This is a genomic window from Polaribacter sp. 11A2H (assembly GCF_011379025.1).
GTDB lineage: Bacteria > Bacteroidota > Bacteroidia > Flavobacteriales > Flavobacteriaceae > Polaribacter.
In genome coordinates this window covers 26229-48831 of the sequence record NZ_WTLD01000009.1, presented here as the reverse complement: position 1 = coordinate 48831, position 22603 = coordinate 26229, and the positions used below count along the sequence as shown (strand labels likewise).

At 28.7% G+C, this 22603-nt stretch carries 22 protein-coding genes; 9 read left to right on the top strand and 13 right to left on the bottom strand.

Features of this window, described 5'->3' with window-relative positions; translation table 11 throughout:
• Positions 1–32 precede the first annotated feature (32 nt).
• Positions 33–506, top strand: a complete 474-nt coding sequence (locus GQS58_RS12335; RefSeq protein WP_166386319.1) for a nucleoside deaminase — start codon at positions 33–35, stop codon at positions 504–506.
• Between the two features lie 29 nt (positions 507–535).
• Here the strand turns inward: GQS58_RS12335 and GQS58_RS17200 are convergent, their stop codons facing one another.
• The 4 genes from GQS58_RS17200 to GQS58_RS12320 form a co-directional block, all read right to left on the bottom strand.
• The gene (locus GQS58_RS17200) at positions 536–754 is read right to left on the bottom strand and encodes a DinB family protein (protein ID WP_240914609.1); all 219 of its coding nucleotides are present in this window, start codon (positions 752–754) and stop codon (positions 536–538) included.
• Positions 755–759: 5 nt separating this feature from the next.
• Positions 760–912, bottom strand: a complete 153-nt coding sequence (locus GQS58_RS17195) for a hypothetical protein (RefSeq protein ID WP_317168383.1) — start codon at positions 910–912, stop codon at positions 760–762.
• 275 nt (positions 913–1187) lie between these two features.
• A complete protein-coding gene (locus tag GQS58_RS12325) occupies positions 1188–3656 on the bottom strand; it encodes an exopolysaccharide transport family protein (protein ID WP_166386317.1) in 2469 nt (822 codons plus the stop codon).
• 6 nt (positions 3657–3662) lie between these two features.
• Positions 3663–4442, bottom strand: coding sequence for a polysaccharide biosynthesis/export family protein (locus tag GQS58_RS12320; RefSeq protein ID WP_166386315.1), 780 nt, complete (start codon positions 4440–4442; stop codon positions 3663–3665).
• An 87-nt stretch (positions 4443–4529) separates the two neighbouring features.
• On the opposite strand from GQS58_RS12320, the gene GQS58_RS12315 reads away from it, so the two are divergent.
• The 4 genes from GQS58_RS12315 to secA all read left to right on the top strand — a co-directional run bounded on the left by GQS58_RS12315 (position 4530) and on the right by secA (position 9845).
• On the top strand, positions 4530–5306 hold the full coding sequence (locus GQS58_RS12315) for an O-methyltransferase (protein ID WP_166386313.1): 777 nt from the start codon (positions 4530–4532) through the stop codon (positions 5304–5306).
• A gap of 90 nt (positions 5307–5396) precedes the next feature.
• Entirely contained in the window at positions 5397–5969 is a 573-nt protein-coding gene (locus GQS58_RS12310; RefSeq protein WP_166386311.1) for a cob(I)yrinic acid a,c-diamide adenosyltransferase, read from the top strand.
• 170 nt (positions 5970–6139) lie between these two features.
• Positions 6140–6361 (top strand): DUF2795 domain-containing protein, encoded by a 222-nt coding sequence (locus tag GQS58_RS12305; RefSeq protein ID WP_065318236.1) that lies wholly within the window; start codon positions 6140–6142, stop codon positions 6359–6361.
• 142 nt (positions 6362–6503) lie between these two features.
• Entirely contained in the window at positions 6504–9845 is a 3342-nt protein-coding gene (gene secA, locus GQS58_RS12300; RefSeq protein WP_166386309.1) for a preprotein translocase subunit SecA, read from the top strand.
• A 493-nt stretch (positions 9846–10338) separates the two neighbouring features.
• Here the strand turns inward: secA and GQS58_RS12295 are convergent, their stop codons facing one another.
• From GQS58_RS12295 to nadC, 9 genes are all read right to left on the bottom strand, one after another.
• The gene (locus tag GQS58_RS12295) at positions 10339–11403 is read right to left on the bottom strand and encodes a hypothetical protein (protein ID WP_166386307.1); all 1065 of its coding nucleotides are present in this window, start codon (positions 11401–11403) and stop codon (positions 10339–10341) included.
• A gap of 272 nt (positions 11404–11675) precedes the next feature.
• Complete coding sequence (gene folE, locus GQS58_RS12290; RefSeq protein WP_166386305.1) at positions 11676–12362, bottom strand: GTP cyclohydrolase I FolE; 687 nt, start codon at positions 12360–12362, stop codon at positions 11676–11678.
• Positions 12363–12449: 87 nt separating this feature from the next.
• Positions 12450–13817, bottom strand: coding sequence for a histidine--tRNA ligase (gene hisS, locus GQS58_RS12285; protein ID WP_166386303.1), 1368 nt, complete (start codon positions 13815–13817; stop codon positions 12450–12452).
• 112 nt (positions 13818–13929) lie between these two features.
• Positions 13930–14868: a YihY/virulence factor BrkB family protein gene (locus tag GQS58_RS12280; protein WP_166386301.1), complete on the bottom strand. Its 939-nt coding sequence runs from the start codon at positions 14866–14868 to the stop codon at positions 13930–13932.
• 166 nt (positions 14869–15034) lie between these two features.
• A complete protein-coding gene (locus GQS58_RS12275; RefSeq protein ID WP_317168381.1) occupies positions 15035–15211 on the bottom strand; it encodes a four helix bundle protein in 177 nt (58 codons plus the stop codon).
• 131 nt (positions 15212–15342) lie between these two features.
• Entirely contained in the window at positions 15343–15915 is a 573-nt protein-coding gene (locus GQS58_RS12270) for a pentapeptide repeat-containing protein (RefSeq protein WP_166386299.1), read from the bottom strand.
• A gap of 6 nt (positions 15916–15921) precedes the next feature.
• Positions 15922–16290, bottom strand: a complete 369-nt coding sequence (locus GQS58_RS12265) for a copper resistance protein NlpE (RefSeq protein ID WP_166386297.1) — start codon at positions 16288–16290, stop codon at positions 15922–15924.
• An 8-nt stretch (positions 16291–16298) separates the two neighbouring features.
• Positions 16299–18401 (bottom strand): M3 family metallopeptidase, encoded by a 2103-nt coding sequence (locus GQS58_RS12260; protein WP_166386295.1) that lies wholly within the window; start codon positions 18399–18401, stop codon positions 16299–16301.
• A 128-nt stretch (positions 18402–18529) separates the two neighbouring features.
• Positions 18530–19387 (bottom strand): carboxylating nicotinate-nucleotide diphosphorylase, encoded by an 858-nt coding sequence (gene nadC, locus GQS58_RS12255; protein ID WP_166386293.1) that lies wholly within the window; start codon positions 19385–19387, stop codon positions 18530–18532.
• A gap of 58 nt (positions 19388–19445) precedes the next feature.
• On the opposite strand from nadC, the gene GQS58_RS12250 reads away from it, so the two are divergent.
• The 4 genes from GQS58_RS12250 to GQS58_RS12235 all read left to right on the top strand — a co-directional run bounded on the left by GQS58_RS12250 (position 19446) and on the right by GQS58_RS12235 (position 22603).
• Positions 19446–20231 (top strand): hypothetical protein, encoded by a 786-nt coding sequence (locus tag GQS58_RS12250; RefSeq protein ID WP_166386291.1) that lies wholly within the window; start codon positions 19446–19448, stop codon positions 20229–20231.
• Positions 20231–20704: a 23S rRNA (pseudouridine(1915)-N(3))-methyltransferase RlmH gene (rlmH, locus tag GQS58_RS12245; RefSeq protein ID WP_166386289.1), complete on the top strand. Its 474-nt coding sequence runs from the start codon at positions 20231–20233 to the stop codon at positions 20702–20704. The genes GQS58_RS12250 and rlmH overlap by 1 nt, the downstream gene beginning before the upstream one ends.
• A 174-nt stretch (positions 20705–20878) precedes the next feature.
• Positions 20879–21460, top strand: coding sequence for a non-canonical purine NTP diphosphatase (locus tag GQS58_RS12240; protein WP_166386287.1), 582 nt, complete (start codon positions 20879–20881; stop codon positions 21458–21460).
• 114 nt (positions 21461–21574) lie between these two features.
• Positions 21575–22603 (top strand): FecCD family ABC transporter permease, encoded by a 1029-nt coding sequence (locus GQS58_RS12235; protein WP_166386285.1) that lies wholly within the window; start codon positions 21575–21577, stop codon positions 22601–22603.

The window sequence follows — 22603 nt, the reverse complement described above, 5'->3', positions numbered from 1 at the left end:
AGAAATAAAAATCATAATAAAAGAAAATGAAGATGAATACACACGAAGAATTTATGAGCGAAGCTGTAAAAGCAGCTTTAAAAGGAATGAACAATAACGAAGGAGGTCCTTTTGGATGTATTGTTGTAAAAGATGGAGAAATAATTGGTAGCGGAAACAACAAAGTAACTTCTACTAATGATCCAACGGCACATGCAGAAGTTACTGCAATTAGAGATGCCTGTAAAAACATTGGTTCTTTTCAGTTAGATGGTTGTATTATATATACTTCTTGTGAGCCTTGCCCTATGTGTTTAGGTGCTATTTATTGGGCTAGACCAGACAAAGTTTTTTACGGAAGTAACCAACAAGATGCGGCTAATATTGGTTTTGATGATGAGTTTATCTACAAAGAAATTCCTTTACCATACGAAAAAAGAAGTATTCCTTTTGAACAAATAGGAAGAGAAATTGCACTAGAGCCTTTTAATAAGTGGGCAGAAAAACAAGATAAAACAGCATATTAATTTTGTATAAACCTCACTTCTAGTGAGGTTTATTTTTTTAAATACTTTTCTTTAATAACATTTAAATGATGCATTTGATGTCCGGAGAATAAGTACCCTAATGCCCTTACAGACATTTTATTTTCTGACGCTACTCCTATTCGTAATAAAGCTTCCGTAGAAAAACTGTTAAAAAGAACAATTGTTCCTTTTCTTATAAGGTACATTTCATCTAATAAATCATTAAAATCTCTAGCATTAGCATCCACATTAACTACAAAACATCTTGATCAAAACCAGGTAAAGCTGTTTGATCATTTCTTGCAAAATATAAAGCTCTATAACTAAACACACGTTCTGTATCAATAACATGTTGTACAACCTCTATTATGGTCCATTTACTTTCTGCGTACCAAAAATTTTGTATTTCTTTAGGGAGGTTTCTTAATAACGTTTCAAATTCATTTTGAGGTGACTTTAAATATTTTAGAATAGATTTATTTTCTTTAAAAACAATTTGAATATATTGTTCAAAATAAGGCGCATATTCATTTTTTGGAATGATAACAATTATAGTTTAATTTGTTTCTTATTAGCCACAGACTGCAACATTATTTAACTGCATTTAGAAACCTCGTTATTGTTGTTATTACCATTTATATTAAAATAAAAAAGCATCGAATTAACGATGCTTTTTCTATTTTATTTCTTTTTAAATAAACTGGATATTCTAGAGAAGAAACCTTTATTGTCTTCATTCTCATGATAACCATTGCCATATTTTCCGTAGCCATAGCCGTACCCGTAGCCATAACCATAGCCGTAACCATAACCGTATTTGTTTTTAATAGAAAAGTCATTTAAAACATAACTAATATTGGTTACTTCTTTATTTTTATATTTATCATCTATCATTCTCATCATTCCTTTTTCAGAATAATCCTGACGGATAACATAAATAATAGCATCTCCATATTTAAATAACTCTAATGCATCTGAAACCAAACCTACAGGCGGTGTATCAATAATAACATAATCGTATCTTTTCTGAAGCTCTTTAATCATCTTATCTGCCGTTTCATTTAATAATAATTCAGAAGGATTTGGAGGTATTGGTCCAGATAAAATAAGATCTAAGTTTGGTATTTTAGTATTAATTATAATTTCATCTAACGTTTTTTGATTAATTAAGTGGTTTACAACACCAATATCATTTGTTAAATCAAAATCATCATAAATTTTAGGTTTTCTTAAATCTAAACCAATTAATACAGTTTTCTTTCCACTTAAAGCAAATACCGTAGCCATATTTATAGAAATCATTGTTTTCCCTTCTCCACTCACAGAAGAAGTTAAAACCAATGTTTTAGATTTATCCGCATCCGTATTCTTAAATAAAAATTGAATATTAGACCTAAGCGCCCTAAAAGACTCTGATACTGAGGATTTAGGTTTATCAAAAACGGCTAAATTATTATTTCCATGATTTTTACCTACAACACCTAAAACTGGAATTGCATAATTATTTTGAATATCTTCTGCTGTGTGAATTTTATTATCTAATACCTCTTTAGTTATGATGTAAAATAATGGAAAAACAACTCCTAACATTAAACCGACTAAGTAATTAAAACTAGGTATTGGGTATACCGGACCATTACCTAAATCTTTAGCAGTGTCTATTATTTTAACATCAGAAACATTTGCAGCAATTGCTGAACCTGCTTCGTAACTTTTTTGCTTCAAATAATTATAATTTGCTTCTGAAATTTGATAGTTTTTTTCAAATTTTAATAAACCTTGTTCTGTTTTAGGTAGCTTTTTAAGTTTACCCTTATATGTAGATAATTCCGCTGATAATTTGTTGATTTTATTTTGATTTACTACTTTTAAAGTAGATATATTTTCTAACAAATTAGTTTTAGAAATGTTAATATCATTACTCAACTTTATAACCTGTGGATGATTATCTGTTACAGAACCTCGTAATTTTTCCCTTAAACTAGATAATTGTATCAGAGTTGTTATTTCTCCAGAAATCTTTCCATCTTGAACAGCTATTAAAGCAGGTACTGGTATATTCTCTCCATACGTATCATGAGAAAGTAGATAACTTCTTAAGTTATTTAGATAGTCATTAAATTCTAAAATATTTTTTTTGTCTTGCTCTATTGTAATCGTTTCATTAAAGACAAGACTACCTTCTTCTGATAAATTATAGATATTGTTTTTCTCTTTAAAAACACCTAATTCTTTTTCTATTCGTTGTAAACTATCTTCTAATTGTGTAAATAAAAGCTCTATATAATCTTTAGTCTTTTTAGCATAAAGAATTTTTTGTTCTTGTTTATCTTCATCTAAAATAACAACAGTTGCATTTAAATAATCTACAATTCTGTTTTTATTTGGCCCCCCTTTAGATAGACTAAGCATAGAAGCTCCATTTGCAATACCAGCAACACTTATAGACCTGTTACTTCCTACAGTACTATCAAAACTTACAAATTGAATATAAAATTTCTCTCCGACAGTAAATTTTTTAGTCTTTTGTAATGAAAAATTTAAAAATTCAGTATTTATCTGTTCTCCTATTTTATACTCTTTAGAAAAAAGCGGAGAAGAAAAGTTATGTATACTTGTTGTATTTGAATCATAGGTAATTAAAGCATTAGAATTACTCTCTTTAAGATCAAAAGATAAATTGTAAGTATCCTCACCAGTAATTTCTACTTGTATAAGTTGTCCATATAATTGAGGTTTACTAGTATCTAGGTCTACAACAAACGGCGTATAACCATAAACATCTTCTAAACGATATCTACCTTCTTTTAAATAATTTATAAAGAAATTTAATTTTCTAACTACTTTTTCGTTATGTGTTCTAGAAGTTAAAACAACTTTAATCGTTTCTACAGCATCACTAGCTCCTCCCCAGTTAAAAGCTATGTTTGTTCCTGTAGAAAACAACGGGTTATTTTCTTCTTTTACAGAAATTACAGTATTAAGATTATAAACTTTAGTTTTATAATCATTCATAAATTTAGCAACGATCAAGGCAATTACAATAGTTACAAAAAAAAGTTTCCAATAAGATAAAACTTTAAAAACATACCCCTTAACATCAATATTAGCTTGAATAGTACTGTTATTTAGTTTATTTAAATTATCCATAAATCCCTATAAATTTCTTGCTAAAATAAAAGTAGTACTTATTAATGTAACTAAAGAAACAATTGTTGTGAGGGCTCCCAGACCAGTAGTCCCAGTTCCCCAAGTTTTTTGTTTCAATGGAATAACATTTATAATATCATTTGGTTTTATATAAAAAACGTCAGAATCAAAAGCATTTATTTGTGTTAAATCAATTGTAAACTTTTCTGTTCCTGTAATTGAGTTTCTTATAATTTCAACTTTTTTTCTATTACCAACAGCAGTAATATCTCCAGAACTAGAAATGGCATCTATAATAGAAAGCTTATTTTGAAATATAACATTAGGCCCTGGACTTCCTATTTCTCCAATAACAGTATATTTAATACCTGCTAATTTTACTGAAACAAAAAGTTCTTCTTGAGTTTTAATGAACTTTTTTAATTCATTTTCTATTTTTTTTCGAACCTCAAGTTCTGTATACCCTAAAACATTAATTTCACCTAAAGTTGGCATTCTAATGTTTCCGTAGCTATCTATGCTGTATCCCGAAAAATAAGACGCTCCTTCACTAACACCACCTGCACCTCCAATAGATTGTTTCTTAAAAACAGATACTAAAGTCTCATCATTAGACATTATATCTATATTTAATATATCATCTACTTGTAATTTGTAGGGTATATTATTAATTCTTTTAATCTCTTTTTTTGCAATTGGCTCTCCTTGTAGATAAATTATATCCTTAGCTGGTATACACGAAAAAAGAAAAGGAATAAATAAGAGCAGTAAAAAATGGTTTCTCATTGTAATTTTAATCATAAATATGCACAAATATACTTTTTAAAAGTGGTTTACTATAATTTTATTTTACTTTCGTTTTTTTATATAAAAATGATCTATTTGTTAAAAGAATATTTAAGATTTCTCGTAAAATCATCCAATCAACATGGGGTTCATTCTCCTTTTGTGTATGATTTAGTAACCACGTGTTTTTACAAAAAAACAGACCCCAAATTATTTAAATTATTTTCTAAAACAAAACAACAATTATTAGACAACAAAAGTTTGATAAAAGTCACAGATTTTGGTGCAGGATCTAAAATTTTTAAAAATAATGAGCGTCAAGTATCTAAAATAGCTAAAATTGCAGGATTATCAAACAAAAAAGCAAAGTTACTAATTCGTATAATTCAATATTTTGAACCTAAAAACGTTTTAGAAATTGGTACTTCTATAGGGCTTGGAACCTCTGCTGTAAAAATTGGTAATAAAGAAACTGCTATTTTAAGTTTAGAAGGCTGCCCAGAAACTAGTAAAGTAGCTAACAAGTTATTTTCTAAAAATAATTATAAAGATATTCAAATAATTACGGGTGATTTTAAAAATACTTTGCCCGAAGCTATAAAAAACCAGCAATTCGATTGTATTTATTTTGATGGAAATCACACCAAAAAAGATACCTTACACTATTTTAATACATGTTTAGACACTGTAACAAATAATTCTGTCTGGATTTTTGATGACATTTATTGGAGTGATGAGATGAAAGAAGCTTGGACAGAAATTAAAAATCATAATAAAGTAAAAGTTACCGTTGATGTTTTTTATTGGGGAATTGTTTTCTTCAGAAAAGAACAAGAAAAAGAACATTTTAAAATAAGAGTCTGATTTTTTTAAAGTGTTAAATCGTGTTAATTTTAAACAGCACTCTTTTTAAACTTTGTAACTTTGATTTAATAATAATTTGCAACGAAAATTATGAAAATATATACAAAAACAGGCGATGCCGGTACAACTGCTCTTTTTGGAGGTACAAGAGTTAAAAAGTACAATCTACGTATAGAAAGTTATGGTAATGTAGACGAACTAAATTCTTATATTGGATTAATAAAAGATCAAGAAGTAAGTACCTCTATTAAAGAGTCTTTATTAAATATTCAAAATGAATTATTTACTCTAGGCGCTATGTTAGCAACACCTCCTGAAAAAGAAACTTTAAAAAACGGAAAAGAAAGACTTAATATTCCAAAAATTGACGAGGCTTCTATTCTGTTTTTAGAAGAAGAAATTGACAAAATGGATTTAGAGCTTCCTCAAATGACTCATTTTATTCTTCCTGGCGGACATCAATCTGTGTCATTCTGTCATATTGCAAGATGTATCTGTAGAAGGGCAGAACGTTTAGTTGTAGAACTAAATGATCAAGAAAATATTAATATTGACATACTAAAATACTTAAACCGACTTTCTGACTACCTTTTTACGTTGGCACGAAAGTTGTCTAAAGACTTATCAGTAGAAGAAATCAAATGGATTCCTACAAAAAATTAACACGTTCTTTTTTTATCGATTTAAAGAAGTTTTCTTGTTTTTTTTATCACTTAAAGCATTAATTTTAAGTTATTAACAAAATCATAAAATAACTTCTCTATATATTTCTTAAAAAAGACTTGTATAATTCAGTAAAAAAATTATTTTTGCACAAAATTAAACATTAAGAAATGTATTGGACATTAGAATTAGCATCTTATTTAGCAGATGCGCCTTGGCCAGCAACCAAAGACGAATTAATAGATTACGCTATTAGAACCGGATCTCCTTTAGAAGTAGTAGAAAACCTACAAGATATAGAAGATGAAGGTGATGCGTATGATTCAATTGTTGAAATATGGCCAGATTATCCTACCGAAGATGATTATCTTTGGAATGAGGATGAATACTAAACATAATAATTAAATATAAAAAGTCTCTAATGAGGCTTTTTTTTTGTTTTCTTTTAATCTAGAAAACTGTTTTTCAGGCTTTTAAAAAACCTGATACGGAACTATAATGCAGTTATTAGTTTAACTGAAAATAACATAATAAATGAATATTTTAAATTCAGTAATCAAACTTTTTGTTGGTGATAAACAAGAAAAAGATTTAAAAATTTTACAACCAGTTGTTGAAAATGTAAAAAAATTCGAAATAGAATTTTCTAAACTTTCTAATGATGGTTTAAGGGCCAAAACTATAGAGTTTAAGCAAAGAATAAAAACTGCTACAAAAGAGTTTGATACTAAAATTACTGAATTAGAAGAAGAAGCTAAGACGGCAAATATAGATCGTCAAGAAGATATTTATACAGAAATAGATACTTTAAAAGATGAAGCATATAAAGTTTCTGAAGAAACTTTACTTAAAATTATGCCAGAAGCTTTTGCTATAGTAAAAGAAACGGCTAAACGTTTTGTAGAAAATGAAAAAGTAGAAGTTACAGCATCTCCTTTTGATAGAGAATTATCTGCAGAAAGAGACAACGTTACTCTAGAAGGTGATAAAGCTTTCTGGGCAAATTCTTGGGATGCATCTGGTAAAGCTGTTACTTGGGACATGGTTCATTATGATGTTCAATTAATTGGTGGCTCTGTTTTACACCAAGGTAAAGTTGCAGAAATGATGACTGGTGAGGGAAAAACATTAGTTTCTACCCTACCCGTTTATTTAAATGCATTAACGGGTAACGGAGTTCACTTAGTAACCGTAAATGATTATTTAGCAAAACGTGATAAAGCGTGGATGGGACCAATTTTTGAGTTTCATGGTTTTACAACAGATTGTATCGATTATCATCAACCAAATTCTGATGCACGTAGAAAAGCTTATAACGCAGATATTACTTACGGAACAAATAACGAATTTGGTTTCGATTATTTACGTGATAATATGGCTAGCTCTAAAGATGATTTAGTACAAAGAGCACCTAACTATGCTATTATTGATGAGGTAGATTCTGTTTTAATTGATGATGCTAGAACACCGTTAATTATTTCTGGACCAGTACCACAAGGAGACAGACATGAATTTAACGAATTAAAACCTTTAGTTTCTGAATTAGTTACTAAGCAAAAAAATCACTTAGTAAGTGTTTTTGCAGAAGCGAAAAAACTAATTGCAGAAGGTAATGATAAAGATGGCGGATTCTTATTATTAAGAGTTTACCGTGGGTTACCAAAAAACAAAGCATTAATTAAGTTTTTATCTCAAGAAGGAAATAAACAAATCTTGCAGAAAACAGAAAACTACTACATGCAAGATAACAACAAATTAATGCCACAAGTAGATGAAGACTTATGGTTTGTTGTTGAAGAAAAAAATAATCAAATTGATTTAACCGACAAAGGGATCGCAGATTTATCAGAAAAAACTGCAAATGACAATTTCTTTGTATTACCAGATATTGGTGTTAAAATTGGTGAAATAGACAATTCTGAAATTAGTAAAGAAGAAAAAACTGCTCAAAAAGAAGAACTATATAAAGACTTTAGTATCAAAAGTGAGCGTATTCATACCATGAACCAACTTTTAAAAGCATACACTGTTTTTGAAAAAGATGTTGAGTACGTTGTTATGGAAAACAAAGTAATGATTGTTGATGAGCAAACAGGTCGTATCATGGACGGTCGTCGTTATTCAGACGGATTACACCAAGCAATTGAGGCAAAAGAAAATGTAAAAATTGAAGATGCTACTCAAACTTTTGCTACTGTAACTTTACAGAACTACTTTAGAATGTACAGAAAACTGTCTGGTATGACAGGTACAGCAATAACAGAAGCTGGTGAGTTATGGGAAATATACAAATTAGATGTTGTAGAAATTCCTACAAACAGACCTATTCAAAGAGATGATAAGGAAGATTTAATCTACAAAACTGCTCGTGAAAAATACAATGCAGTTATAGAAGATATTGTAAAACTAGTTGAACAAAATAGACCTGTTTTAGTAGGTACAACTTCTGTAGAAATCTCCGAATTATTAGGTAGAATGTTACAAATGCGTAAGATTCCTCATAATATTTTAAATGCAAAACTACACAAAAGAGAAGCAGATGTTGTTGCACAAGCTGGTAAACCTGGTATTGTTACAATTGCAACAAACATGGCAGGTCGTGGTACCGATATTAAATTATCTAATGAAGTTAAAAAATCTGGTGGTTTAGCTATTATTGGTACAGAAAGACATGATTCTAGACGTGTAGACAGACAATTACGTGGACGTGCAGGAAGACAAGGTGACGTTGGGTCTACACAATTTTATGTAGCTTTAGATGACAATTTAATGCGTCTTTTTGGTTCTGATAGAATTGCAAAAATGATGGATAGAATGGGCTTAAAAGAAGGTGAAGTAATTCAGCATTCTATGATTACCAAGTCTATTGAAAGAGCACAAAAGAAAGTAGAAGAAAATAACTTTGGTATTCGTAAACGTTTGTTAGAGTATGATGATATTATGAACGCTCAACGTGAGTTTGTTTACAAAAGAAGACGTCATGCATTAGATGGTAAACATTTGCAAGTAGATATTGCAAACATGATTTATGATACGTGTGAATCTATTACTCGTACTAATAAAGCTGCTAAGAATTTCCATAATTTTGAATTTGAATTGATTAAATTTTCATCAATGACTTCTCCATTTACGGAAGCAGAATTTGATAAACTTTCAGAAAAAGAAATTACAGACAAATTATATGATCTTGTTACTGAACATTATAAAAACAAAATTGAAAGAAATGCCGTTTTAGCTTTTCCTGTAATTAAAGATGTTTTTGAAAATGAAGGTGATCGTTATGAAAGGATTGTAGTTCCTTTTACAGATGGTACCAAATCTTTACAAGTTGTAACCAACTTAAAAGAAGCTTATGAAAGTGAAGGAAAAAGTTTAATTACAGATTTCGAAAAAAACATTACGCTAGCAATTATAGATGAAAATTGGAAAGATCATTTACGTAAAATGGATGATTTAAAACAATCTGTTCAAAATGCATCTTATGAACAAAAAGATCCTTTATTAGTCTATAAATTTGAGGCTTTTGAATTATTTAAAACGACTGTTGATGAAATAAACAGAGAGGTATTATCTTTCTTATTTAAAGGTGAGCTTCCAAGTCAAGATGCGAATCAAATTTCTGAAGCACGTCAACAAAAAAGAGAAAGTTTAAATACCAGTAAAGCTGATGTTCAAAACTCAACAGAACAAGCAATTCAGAATTCTCAACAAAAACAATCTGAACCTGTTGAAACAATAGTACGTGAGCAACCAAAAGTTGGAAGAAACGAACGTGTTACCATTAAAAACGTAATGAGTGGTGAAGAGAAAGAAGTAAAATTTAAACAAGCTATTCCTTTAATTGAAAAAGGAGAATGGGTTGTAGTAAATAAGTAATATAGTTCTTCTAAAAAAGAATTCTTACATAATTAATAAGTCCGAAATTTTCTAATTAGAGAATTTCGGACTTCCTTTTTAAGCTAATTTTACTTACACAATTGTATGTTAATAAGAAGCTATATATGGTGTATGAAAAACTGTTAATTATAGAAATACACATATCACAAAAAGTGTAAATAACAAAGCTAACATAACTAATACCAAATAAACATTAAAATGACCGATTAAATTCGTTTATTTCCCTTAATATTTTAATCTAAAATAGAACCATAACTAAGGCTATGATTAGATTTTCTATTGCATATTCAGAAAAAATAATTCAAATTTATTATCAATTATTTTAAAATTCATTTGGTATAATACAGAATTAGACGAAGTTAAAATACTAAACATATACTTCTACTAATCTAAATAAAAAAAAACTCAAGATTTTAAATAAATCTTGAGTTTTTTTTGTCTTTCTAGACACCTTAAATATGATTAAAGAAAATTATCTTTTAGTAAAGTATTGCTTATATCTTACACCTTTTAATGCTTCAAAAACTCCCGACAAATTGCTAAGATCTTGGGTTAGTGTAAAATTATCTGTAGAAATTTCTGTAGTTCCGTTAGCAAAATATAAAGCTTCTCCAATTACAATGTTATTCATAACTACCTTACCTAAATCTTCTTTTTCTGTATTGTATTCATACATAACCAACCTACTTTCAGATGCTATATAAGACCAGTTTCCTTTTAAAACATAACTATATGAGCTAGATTTAGCATCAAAACTTGGTACTCCCTCATTTAAAGACTTCAATAAACTAAAATAATCTTTTTTACCAGAAACTTTCCATTCATAAGTTCCATCAACTTTAAACTCTACAACACTACTTTCTATAATATCACAGGTCTCATAGTCTTTCAATTCATCTGTATGAATCTTTATTCTCTGTGGAGTACATTCATTATCTCCAACAACATCATAAAAACCAGAAGATCCTGCAGTAAGGTTTTCTGTTTTAGAGTATTCCCAAACACCTAACAAGCTATCATTTCCTCCCCAATTTTTTATAGTAACACAAATATCAACAGAATCACTAACTCCTCCATTAGCGTCATACAGTGTAATAACATAACAAAAAGTACCAACAGACATCGTTGCTTTAAAATCAATATCTAATTTTAGGTTTTTATTTTCGTTTAAATTTGCATCAGATAAATCTATTTTATAAAAACTATTTGCTAGAGTACCATCATTATCTTTAATTTGAAAATAAGCACCAGCTACTTTATTAGGTTCAACATTTAATTCGATATCAAAACCTTCATTTAAAAAAGCAAATTCTTGTGGATCTACAACAGTAAAAGGGATATTTTGACTAGCAGCAGGTATTGTACCTTCTATTTTTTCTGCAGAATTAATTGTTAAATTATTTGAAACTTCATTTGCTAAAATAGGAGTACTTACTTCAGGAACTGTTTCAATTTCGACAGATTCGTTAGCTTCACACGACGTCAATAAAAAAGTTATTGATGTTAAAAAAAGGAAATAATAGATTTTTTTGGTCATAATTTTTATCTTTAAATATTTATAAATTATAAACAACCACTAAACAGTATTCTAGTGTATTGTTCTTTTAATAATCATTACTTGAATACTTGTTTTTTTATATCAAATAATATCTTTCAATTATAAAACGTATGACTTAAAAAAAACCCTACTTTATTTTATAAATAAAGATTTATATACAGAAATATCTTTCTATTAAAATATAAATGAATTACATAAAAAAACAGTTTAGAATTCTCTAAACTGTTTTTTTATCACAAAATTCTAATAATTTAGAATTTTGTATCCATTTGTAAATATTGTAAAAATTCTTTCTTAGTTTCTTTATTTTTAAACTTACCTCCAAATTCTGCTGTAACAGTAGAACTTTCTATATCTTTAATACCTCTAGAATTAACACATAAGTGTTTTGCATCTATAACACAAGCAACATCTTCTACTCCCAATGCTTCTTGCATTGCTTGTACAATTTGCATTGTTAAACGCTCTTGTACTTGTGGTCTTTTAGAAAAATATTCTACAATTCTATTCATTTTAGAAAGTCCAATAACTTTTCCATCAGAAATATAAGCTACATGTGCTCTACCAATAATTGGTAATAAATGATGCTCGCAAGTAGAGTATACAACAATGTTTTTTTCTACCAACATTTCACCATACTTGTAATTATTGTCAAACGTAGAAGCTTTTGGCATGTTTGCTGGGTTTAAGCCCATAAACATTTCGTTTACAAAAGCCTTTGCAACTCTTTTAGGAGTTCCTTGTAAACTATCATCTGTTAAATCCATACCTAAAGTTTGTAAAATATCTTTTACACTTTCTTGGATTTTTGCTATTTTCTCTTCATTAGAAATATCAAATGCATCTGGTCTAATTGGATTTTCCGCAGAAGTTGCCACATGATTTTCTCCTAATTCGTCAATTCTTTCGTCATTCATTTTGCTGTCTAATTCAAACATTTCATTCTTTATTAAAGTGCAAATTTACGTGTTTGCAACGTATTATTTAAATTTATTAATAAATTAAAACTATCTAACTATAATTTATTATGCCTTAAGTAAATTTACTAATTCTGATAAAGAACAATTGTGCTGCTCTCCAGAAGTCATGTTTTTTAAGTTAAAAATATCTTTTTCAATATCAGAAACCACAAATTCAATTTCTCTAGCAGAGACATACTTCCATTGTCGTTTTTGAGCCTTATTACTTTCTGCTAAATCAGGATAAAATTCACTTTTTATATTATTTTCTCTTAAACTTTTTACGGCTTTCATTTTAGCAACATCTGTAGTTGCATCAAAATTTAAGAAAATAACCTTAGGTTTTGGCAGGTCTACAGCTTTAAACAAACCTAATTCTTCCAAAACTAAATAAATTCTGTCTAACCCAAAAGAAACTCCAACTCCAGAAACATCTTTTAATCCAAAGATTCCTGTTAAATCGTCATATCTTCCACCACCACCAATGGAGCCCATTTTTACACCTGCTGGTGCAGCAACTTCAAAAATTGCACCGGTATAATAATTTAATCCTCTAGCTAAAGTTACATCAACCTCTAAAGCAGCTGTTTCTAAACCTAATGCTGAAACAGAATTAATTACAAAACGTAACTCTTCTACTCCATTTGTTCCTTCTTCAGAAGTAGATAACATACCTTCTAAAGAAGCTAACTTATCTAAATTAGACCCTGTAAAATCGAACAAAGGTTGTACTTTTTCAATAGCCTCTTCTGTAATTCCTTTAGATAGCATTTCTTTAACTACACCATCTTTACCAATTTTATCTAACTTATCTAAAGCAACTGTAAAATCTATTAATTTATCTTGCGCTCCAATAACCTCTGCAATTCCAGAAAGTATTTTTCTATTATTTATTTTGATAGTTGTTCCTGCCAAACCTAATTTAGTAAAAACAGTATCATATAACTGCACAAACTCTACTTCTTGCCATAAAGACTTGCTACCAACAACATCTGCATCACACTGAAAAAACTCTCTAAAACGTCCTTTTTGTGGTCTATCTGCTCTCCAAACAGGTTGTACTTGATATCTTTTAAAAGGAAATGTAATTTCATTTTGATGCTGAACAACGTAGCGAGCAAAAGGTACTGTTAAATCATAACGTAATGCTTTTTCTGAAATTTGACTAGTAACTTTTAAGCTGTTTTTTTCTGATAAAAGCGTACCATCTGCTTTCTTTAAAAAGTCTCCAGAATTTAAAATCTTAAAAATCAATCGATCTCCTTCTTCACCATATTTACCCATTAAGGTTGATGAATTTTCAAAACTAGGTGTTTCTATAGGTTGAAATCCAAAAGTTTCGAAACTAGTTTTAATCGTATTCATAATATATGTACGATTGGCTACTTCTGTTGGCGAAAAATCTCTAGTTCCTTTTGGTATGCTTGGTTTCATATAAATCAGTTATCAATGTTCTTTTATCAGTTATCAATACATCAGCACGCTGATAATTGTAAAATGATAATTGCTTTTTGCGAGCGCAAATATCGTGAAAATCTTAGGAATGTTATAAAATAGAATCAATTTTATTTCTGAACCTTAAAGCATAAATAGCTGCATTTAATTCAAACCCTAACAATAAGATAATTGCGTTTAGCCACACAAACAACATTAATATTAAAAGGGTACCGATAGAACCGTATAATTGATTGTATTGTGCAAATTTAACAACATAAATTCCGAATAAATAAAACGAAAACAAAGACACAACTGTTGTTAAAATTGCTCCCGCAGAAAAGAACCTTGTTTCTTTACCTTGTTTTGTTCCATATCTAAAAAGTAAAGAAACAATGGTATAAATCATCACTAAAAAAATAAGGCTTCTACCGTAATAAAAAAGATCTAAATCGGTTGTATCCAACCAACCTGTTTCATCAATTTTAGACAGTGCAAATTGATATAAAATTAATGAAGTTATTATTATAATTAAAAACAAAGACATTAATAAAGAAACGCCCAAAGAAACAAAATAAGCTCTAAAAACATTTCTAACATCTGTAATGTGGTATGAATGTTCAAATCCTCCAAAAATAGCATTTACACCATTGGTCATTAATAAAATTGATAATAAAAAACCAAAAGAAAGCAAGCTACCGTACTGATTATTAATAATATCAATAAGTACTAAATTAACTGCTTCAAATGTTTGTGGTGGTAAAACTTCTTTAATAAAAGAGAACAATCCTTCTTGGAAACCTTCTATTGGTATGTACGGAATTAGTGTTAAAATAAATAACATAAATGGAAAAACTGCCATAAAAAAACTGAACGCAATTCCGCCTGCTCGTGTGGTTAAAGCACCTTTAACAATACCTAGAATATACATTTCTACAACGTCATACAAAGTCATCCCTTCTAAACCCGGAATTTTTATTTTCTTACCGAATAGTACCAAGAGATTTAAAATTGGTATTTTTTCTAATTTGTCTTCTATTTCTTTTGTCATTTTTTGTAGTTACATCGTTAAATTTAGTATCAAAGTAACAAAGTTTAATTATGTTTTGATTTTAGACTTCTTATAAAACTTGATAACATTCGTTCTATTTCTCTTCAAAGTTCATACAATTTATTAAATTCTTCTTTTTTTATATACTCTAAATTAAAAGCAGTTTCTAATTGTGTTTATAATTCAAAAACCGAAGATAATCTTTCACTCCTTCTCTACCATAGCCTTCAGAAATATTACTAGGTATTGAAACTGCAGATCTCCTTAATTGAGAAGTTAAACCAAATGTTTCTTCTTTTGGAAATAATTTAGATACTTTATAAATTTTAGTAACAAAATCCATAGACTTTTACCAAATTAACAAATCTCTAAATGTTTTCATGTTCTTTCTTTTAATTAGGGGCAAAGTTAAAAGTAGTTTCAAAGTTGCAAAGTTTAACTTGTTACTTTAAAACCCTGTAACTTTGCTACTTTTTACTCAACTACAATTTTATATTCGGATAAAAGTCCCAAAATATTTTCTTTACTAAACCTCGCTCCTTTTAAACTGTTTTCTTCTGGATTGATATTAAAATTAAAAGCTGTTCTAAAATCTGACTTTTCTAGATTGGTTCTATCAAAAATAGTACCTTTTAAATCACTATTATCAAAAACAGCATTTGTTAAAATAGTTTCCGTAAAATCTACTTCTTGTAAATTACAGTTTTTAAAAAGTGTTTTTTGTATTTTAAGTTGATAAAATGACGAAAAACTTAATTGACACTCTTTAAAAGTAAACTGTAATAAAAAAGGATCGCATTCATTAAATTTTACACCAATCATTTTACAATTGATAAAACTCACTTCTTTAAAAGCAGAATTATCTACAACTGCATTGCTAAAATTACAAGTTATAAATTCACATTCTACAAATTGAATATTTGATGCGTGTACATTTTCGAAATTACAATCGGTAAATGTACAATTGTCATATTCTCCTTTGTTGATTTTCGTTTTTGAGAAATCAATTTTAGTAAAATCTTCACTTTCAAAATAAGTTTCTGTCATCTAAACTTATTCTTGTTTTGTTAATTTATAATTCAACTCACTTTCAATTTTATGACCATCAATATCTAACATTTCAATATAATTGTCGCCAATTTCATATTTAAAAGGACTCGTTTCTAACGCTAAAATTACTTTTCCGTTTTCAACGGAATAATTTCCTGTTTTTGTAAAAACACTATCCTCTCCACTTCCCTTATAGACACTCTCTAAAACAAAAGTTCCATCGGAATTTAACGTCATTTTATTATCGATTCCCATACAACTTGCACATGGAAATTCGCCAATATAAACACCAGTAACATCTTGTGGTGTATTATTTTTACAAGCTGAAAATAGGATACAAACTACTACTATAACTTTTATAATATGTTTCATTTTATATTTTATTTTAAACCTCTTGCTTCTAACATTGGTGCTGCTTTAGGATCTCTCCCTGCAAATGTTTTATACATTTCTGCATAATCCATTGTATTTCCTTTAGATAAAACTTGTTCACGAAATTTCTGTCCGTTTTCTCTAGTTAACAATCCGTTTTCTTTAAACCAACCGTATGCATCATGACTTAACATTTCTGTCCATAAATAAGAATAATATCCCGCAGAATATCCACTACTAAAAATATGAGCAAAATAAGTAGATCTGTATCTTGGTGGAATTTCACTAACATTAAGATTCATACTTTTTAAAGCTTCAGCTTCAAACTTAGCAACATCTTCAATTTTATCATTTACAGAAATTGTATGCCATTTCATATCTAAACTAGAAGAACATAAGTTTTCTATCATAGAATACCCTTGGTTAAAAGTACCTGCATCTTTAATTTTTTGTAATAATTCAGCCGGAATCACCTCTCCTGTTTTGTAGTGAACTGCGTAGTTGTTTAAAATTTCTGGGTGTGTTGCCCAGTTCTCGTTAAACTGAGAAGGAAATTCTACAAAATCTCTTGCTGTACTAGTACCAGAAATTGAAGCATATTTTTGATTTCCGAAAAAACCGTGTAATGCATGGCCAAACTCATGAAACATGGTTTCTACCTCATCAAAACTAATTAATGCAGGTTCTCCTGCTGCTGGTTTTGGTGAGTTACACACATTATAGATTACTGGTTTTTGGTTACGTAATTTAGATTGTTTTACAAAACTACTCATCCAAGCACCACCACGTTTACTGTCTCTCGCAAAATAATCGCCAAAGAATAAACCTAACTTACTTCCGTCTTCTTCAAATAATTCATAGACTACAACATCTGGGTGATACGTTGGTATGTCTGTACGTTTTTTAAAGGTAATTCCGTATAATTTTGTTGCTGCATAAAAAACTCCTTTTTCTAAAACGTTGGTCATTTCAAAATAAGGTTTTACATCATCTTCATTTAAGTTATATTTAGATTTACGTACTTTTTCTGCATAATAATTCCAATCATAAGGCGCTAGTTTAAAGTCTTCTCCTTCTTTATTAATTTCTGCCTGAATTTCTTTTATTTCTGATGCTGCTTTGTCTAAAGAACCCGGAATTAAGTTTTTAAACATGTTAAAAACTTTATCTGGAGTTGCCGCCATTGTTCCTTGTAAACTCCAACTTGCATAATTTTCAAAACCTAAAATCTGAGCTTTTTCAGCTCTTAATAAAGTCATTTTTAAAACAAGATCACTTGTATCGTATTCACCTGTATCTGCTCTGTGAATCGATTTTTCAAATAATTGTTTTCTAGTTTCTCTGTTTTCTAAAGTTTGTAAAGCGGGTTGCTGAGTTGTATTTATCAACTGAATTTCATACTTTCCATCCTTTTCTAAAGAAGCTATCTTTTCATCAGAAAAACCTTTTAATTTTGTTTTATCCGTAATTATAATTCCGCCTTTTTTACTTGCATCTAATAATTTCTTACCAAAATCATTTGATAAACTTGCTATTTCAGAATTAATTTCTTTTAATTTCTCCTTTTTTTCTTCGGATAAATTTGCGCCTGCTTTAGAAAAATTCTTAAAATACTCACCAACTAAATGCTTAGATTCTGCATCTAAATTTGCATCAGCAAGACCATTATAAACCACCTTAACTTTAGCAAACAATTTTGTATTTAGTAAAATTTCATCAGAATGCTTAGAAAATTTTGGAGCTAATTCTTTTTGATTTTCTTTAAGGATATCATCTGTATTTGCGCCAGTAAGTCCAGAAAAAACCGAATTTACATTATCTAAAACAGTACTACTTTCTTCTAATGCTAAAATAGTATTTGTAAAAGTTGGTGTTTCGGTATTTTCTGTGATTTTTTTAATTGCTGCGTTTTGCAATCTCATACCTTCTAAAATAGCAGGTAAAAAATCTTCCGATTTTATTTTAGTAAAATCAGGAGTTCCATATTCTAGGGTACTTTTTACTAATAGAGGATTTTTAGAAATATCCATTGTGTTTTCTTTTTTTGCTTCTTTTGTATTACAAGAAATCATTAATATTAATGAAGCTGCTATTGTTATATATTTTTTCATTTTTTTTATTTTAGTTTCAAAGTTAAAAGTAGTTTCAAAGTTTAAAATAGTAACAAGGTTTAAATTAGTAACAGAATAGCAAAGTCTAACTTTGTAACTATGTTACTTTGCTATTTTGTAACTCTTTTTTAAAACGCTTTTAAACTTAAGTCTAAATTATAAACTGAATGTGTTAATGCACCAGAAGAAATAAAATCTACACCACATTCTGCATATTTTCTAATGGTATCTTCGTTAATTCCACCAGAAGATTCTGTTAAGCACGTATCACCAATTAGCGCAACTGCTTTTTTTGTATCTTCATAATTAAAGTTGTCTATTAAAATTCTGTAAACACCTTCATTAGATAAAATTTCTTTAATTTCTTCTAAATTTCTAGCTTCCACAATAATTTTAATATTGATGTTTTTCTCTGCTAAATATTTCTTCGTTTTGGTAATTGCAGCTGTAATTCCGCCAGCAAAATCTATATGATTGTCTTTAATCATCACCATATCATACAATGCAAAACGATGATTTTCTCCTCCACCAATTTTTACAGCCCATTTTTCAATAGCCCTAATTCCTGGTGTGGTTTTTCTTGTATCTAAAACTTTGGTTTTTGTTCCTTTTAATAAGTTTGCGAAAAAGGCTGTTTTTGTAGCAATTGCAGACATTCTTTGCATGGCATTTAAAACCAAACGTTCTGCCATTAAAATAGATTGAGATTTACCAGAAACATGAAAAACAATATCTCCATATTTTACATCTTCTCCATCATTTATAAAGGTTTCTATTTCTAAATCTGCATCAACATAACTAAAAACTTGTTTTGCAAATTCTACTCCTGCTATAATTCCGTCTTCTTTTACCAACAATTTAGCCTTTCCTTTTGCATCCGAAGGAATACAAGAAAGTGAGGTATGATCTCCATCTCCAATATCTTCTCTAATTGCATTTTTTATAATTAAATCTAACTCGTTTTGAAATTGTTTTTGTGATATCATTGCATAATATTTTTATCATTCCAAAAATATAGTATTTTTGAAGAAATCTTGTATGAAAATGAAAAGAAAACTGTTCTTTTTAACTTTGCTCTTTAGCTATTTTTTTAGTTTTTCTCAGTCTGTAAAATATATAGACGAGAATATGAGTCCCATAGATTCTATTACTTATTCTAAAAAATGCAATTTGGTTGTTTTAAAATGTTTAAATTTTAAAACCGACTCTTTAAACATTAACAAAGTGGTTTATAAATATAAATTTGGAACTACAGATACATTGGGCTATACTCAAGTTCGAAAATTTCTGAGTAGAAATAGCAATTTAAAAATTGATAAAAATGCTTTTTTAATGATTCGTTTTAGAGATACATTATATGATTCTAATACAAATTTAAAAAATTATAAAAGACATGTAAAAAATCATTCTAAAATAAAACATGCTGATTATGATTTTAAAAAAAATCAATCTAACACAAAAAAATCAATAGAGGCACTACAGAAGTGTAATAAAAAATTTAAAAAACTTGGTGGCGAAATATTTAATGTTTATAATTATGATTACGGATATAGAAAAGAATACCCGGAAGTTAATTGGATAAAAGATAGAGGTCTTTTTAAAAATGCTTTCTTTAAAATAATATATAGCAGTAGTTTTTTATTGATTAAACCTAATGGAGAATATTTTATTAGCGGCGGACATTTATCGGATAGTTTATTAAAAAAATTACTTAAAAATAATGATTGGTCAGATTTTAGATTAGACTGGTTAGCCTCTTATAACACTTTAAGTAAATCTGGTAAAGGTGTATTTAAACAAAGTGCTTATCATACAAAACATTGTTTCTAATGAAAATAAAACTACTAACAATTGGTAAAACTGACAATAAACACCTAATTCAGTTAATTGATGAATATCAAAACAGGTTAAAACATTATATAAAGTTTGAGTTAGAAATAATTCCTGATATTAAAAATGTAAAAAACCTTAGCGAAATTCAACAAAAAGAAAAAGAAGGAGAACTCATTTTATCTAAATTACAAAATACAGATAATTTGGTTTTATTAGATGATAAAGGCAAACACTTTACCTCTATTGAGTTTTCTAAATATTTACAAAAGAAAATGAATGCAGGAATTAAGCAATTAGTTTTAGTAATTGGCGGACCTTATGGTTTTTCGGATGCGGTTTATAAAAAGTCTGTCGGAAAAATATCATTATCAAAAATGACCTTTTCTCACCAAATGATTCGTCTTTTTATTGTTGAGCAATTGTACAGAGGTTTTACTATTTTAAAGAATGAGCCGTATCATCATGAGTAATTATAAAGTACATTTAAGTTTTTTTAGATATTAATTAAATACAAACTTTATTACATTTTATATCTGGTAATTTTTACACTTTATTACCATTACACTATTTTAACTTTACAACATTTTCAGACTTAAAAACGTTGTAACTTTGTTTCTTAATTTTTTAACCATGTAATTAAAATTATGAAATTAGTATTTGCTACAAATAACCTTAACAAACTGAGAGAAGTTCAGGAAATGTTACCAGATTCAATACAATTATTGAGTTTAAAAGATATTAATTGTTTTGATGAAATAGAAGAAACAGAAACCACTTTAGAGGGAAACGCTAAATTAAAGGCAGATTACATTACCAAAAAATTTGGTTATAATTGTTTTGCAGATGATACCGGTTTAGAAGTAGAGAGTTTAGATGGAAAACCAGGTGTATATTCTGCACGTTTTGCAGGAGAGCCTTCTAATTCTGAAAACAATATGCAAAAATTATTGGTAGATTTAAAAGCCGCTGACAACAGAAAAGCACAATTTAGAACCGCAGTTGCTTTAAACTTAAATGACGAGAATTTTCTTTTCGAAGGAATTTGTAAAGGAGACATTTTAGAAAAGAAACAAGGAGAAAAAGGTTTTGGATATGACCCTATTTTTAAACCAAAAGGTTTTGAAAAATCTTTTGCAGAAATGACTTCAGAAGAAAAAAACATCATTTCTCATAGAGGAATTGCAATTCAGAAATTAGTGAAATTTTTATCAAAATATAATTATTAAAACAAAACTCTAGAACATTATCTTCAAGTTAAAAAGATTTTAACTTGAAGATATAGGCAGTTTTATAGAGGTTTAAAAATACGTTTAGACTGCGCATAACCAGACCAACCATCAATGGAAAACAAATCATACACAAAACACTTCTTTTTATTATCTATTTCACTAGTGCTTTTGTTCTTTTTGAACATCAGTTTTGGGTCTGTTTCAATTCCGTTTAAAGATATTTTTAATAGCCTTTTTGGTGGTAATGTAACCAAGGAAAGTTGGGAGACCATTATTATAAATTTTAGAGTACCTAAAGCTATAACTGCTATTTTAGTAGGTTCTGGCTTGTCTATTTGTGGTTTACTAATGCAAACCTTATTTAGAAATCCCTTGGCGGGTCCTTTTGTATTGGGTATTTCTTCTGGAGCAAGTTTAGGTGTAGCTATTTTAATTTTAGGTTCTTCTGTTTTTGGAAGCTTTTTTCTGGCAAGTTCTATCTCTAATTGGTCTTTACCTATTGCAGCAAGTTTAGGTGCCTTTTTAGTTTTATCTGCTGTAATTATTGCAGCAAACAGAGTTAGAAATACCATGTCTATTTTAATAATAGGGTTAATGTTTGGCTCCTTAACATCTGCAGTTATTAGTGTTTTAGCGTATTTTAGTGAAGCAGCTCAAATACAACAATATTTATTTTGGAGTTTTGGTAGTTTAGGTAATTTAACTTGGAATGAAATTACCGTTTTTCTTATTATTTACTGTATCGGAATTTTAGGAACCATCACCGTTATAAAACCTTTAAATAGTTTTTTATTAGGTGAAAACTATGCCAAGAGTTTAGGAGTTAATGTAAAAAAAAGTAGAAATATTATTTTACTAATTACAAGTATTTTAACAGGTGTAATAACCGCTTTTTCAGGTCCAATTGCTTTTGTAGGATTGGCAGTTCCGCATATTGCAAGAATGTTATTTTCTAGTTCTAATCATAAAATTTTATTACCTGCAGTAGCTATTATTGGTGCCATTGTTTTATTAATTTGCGATGCTATTGCTCAAATGCCTACAAGTGAATTTACATTACCTATTAATGCAATTACATCGTTATTTGGTGCACCAATTGTTATTTGGCTGCTAATTAGAAAAAAAAGATTGTTTGTATAA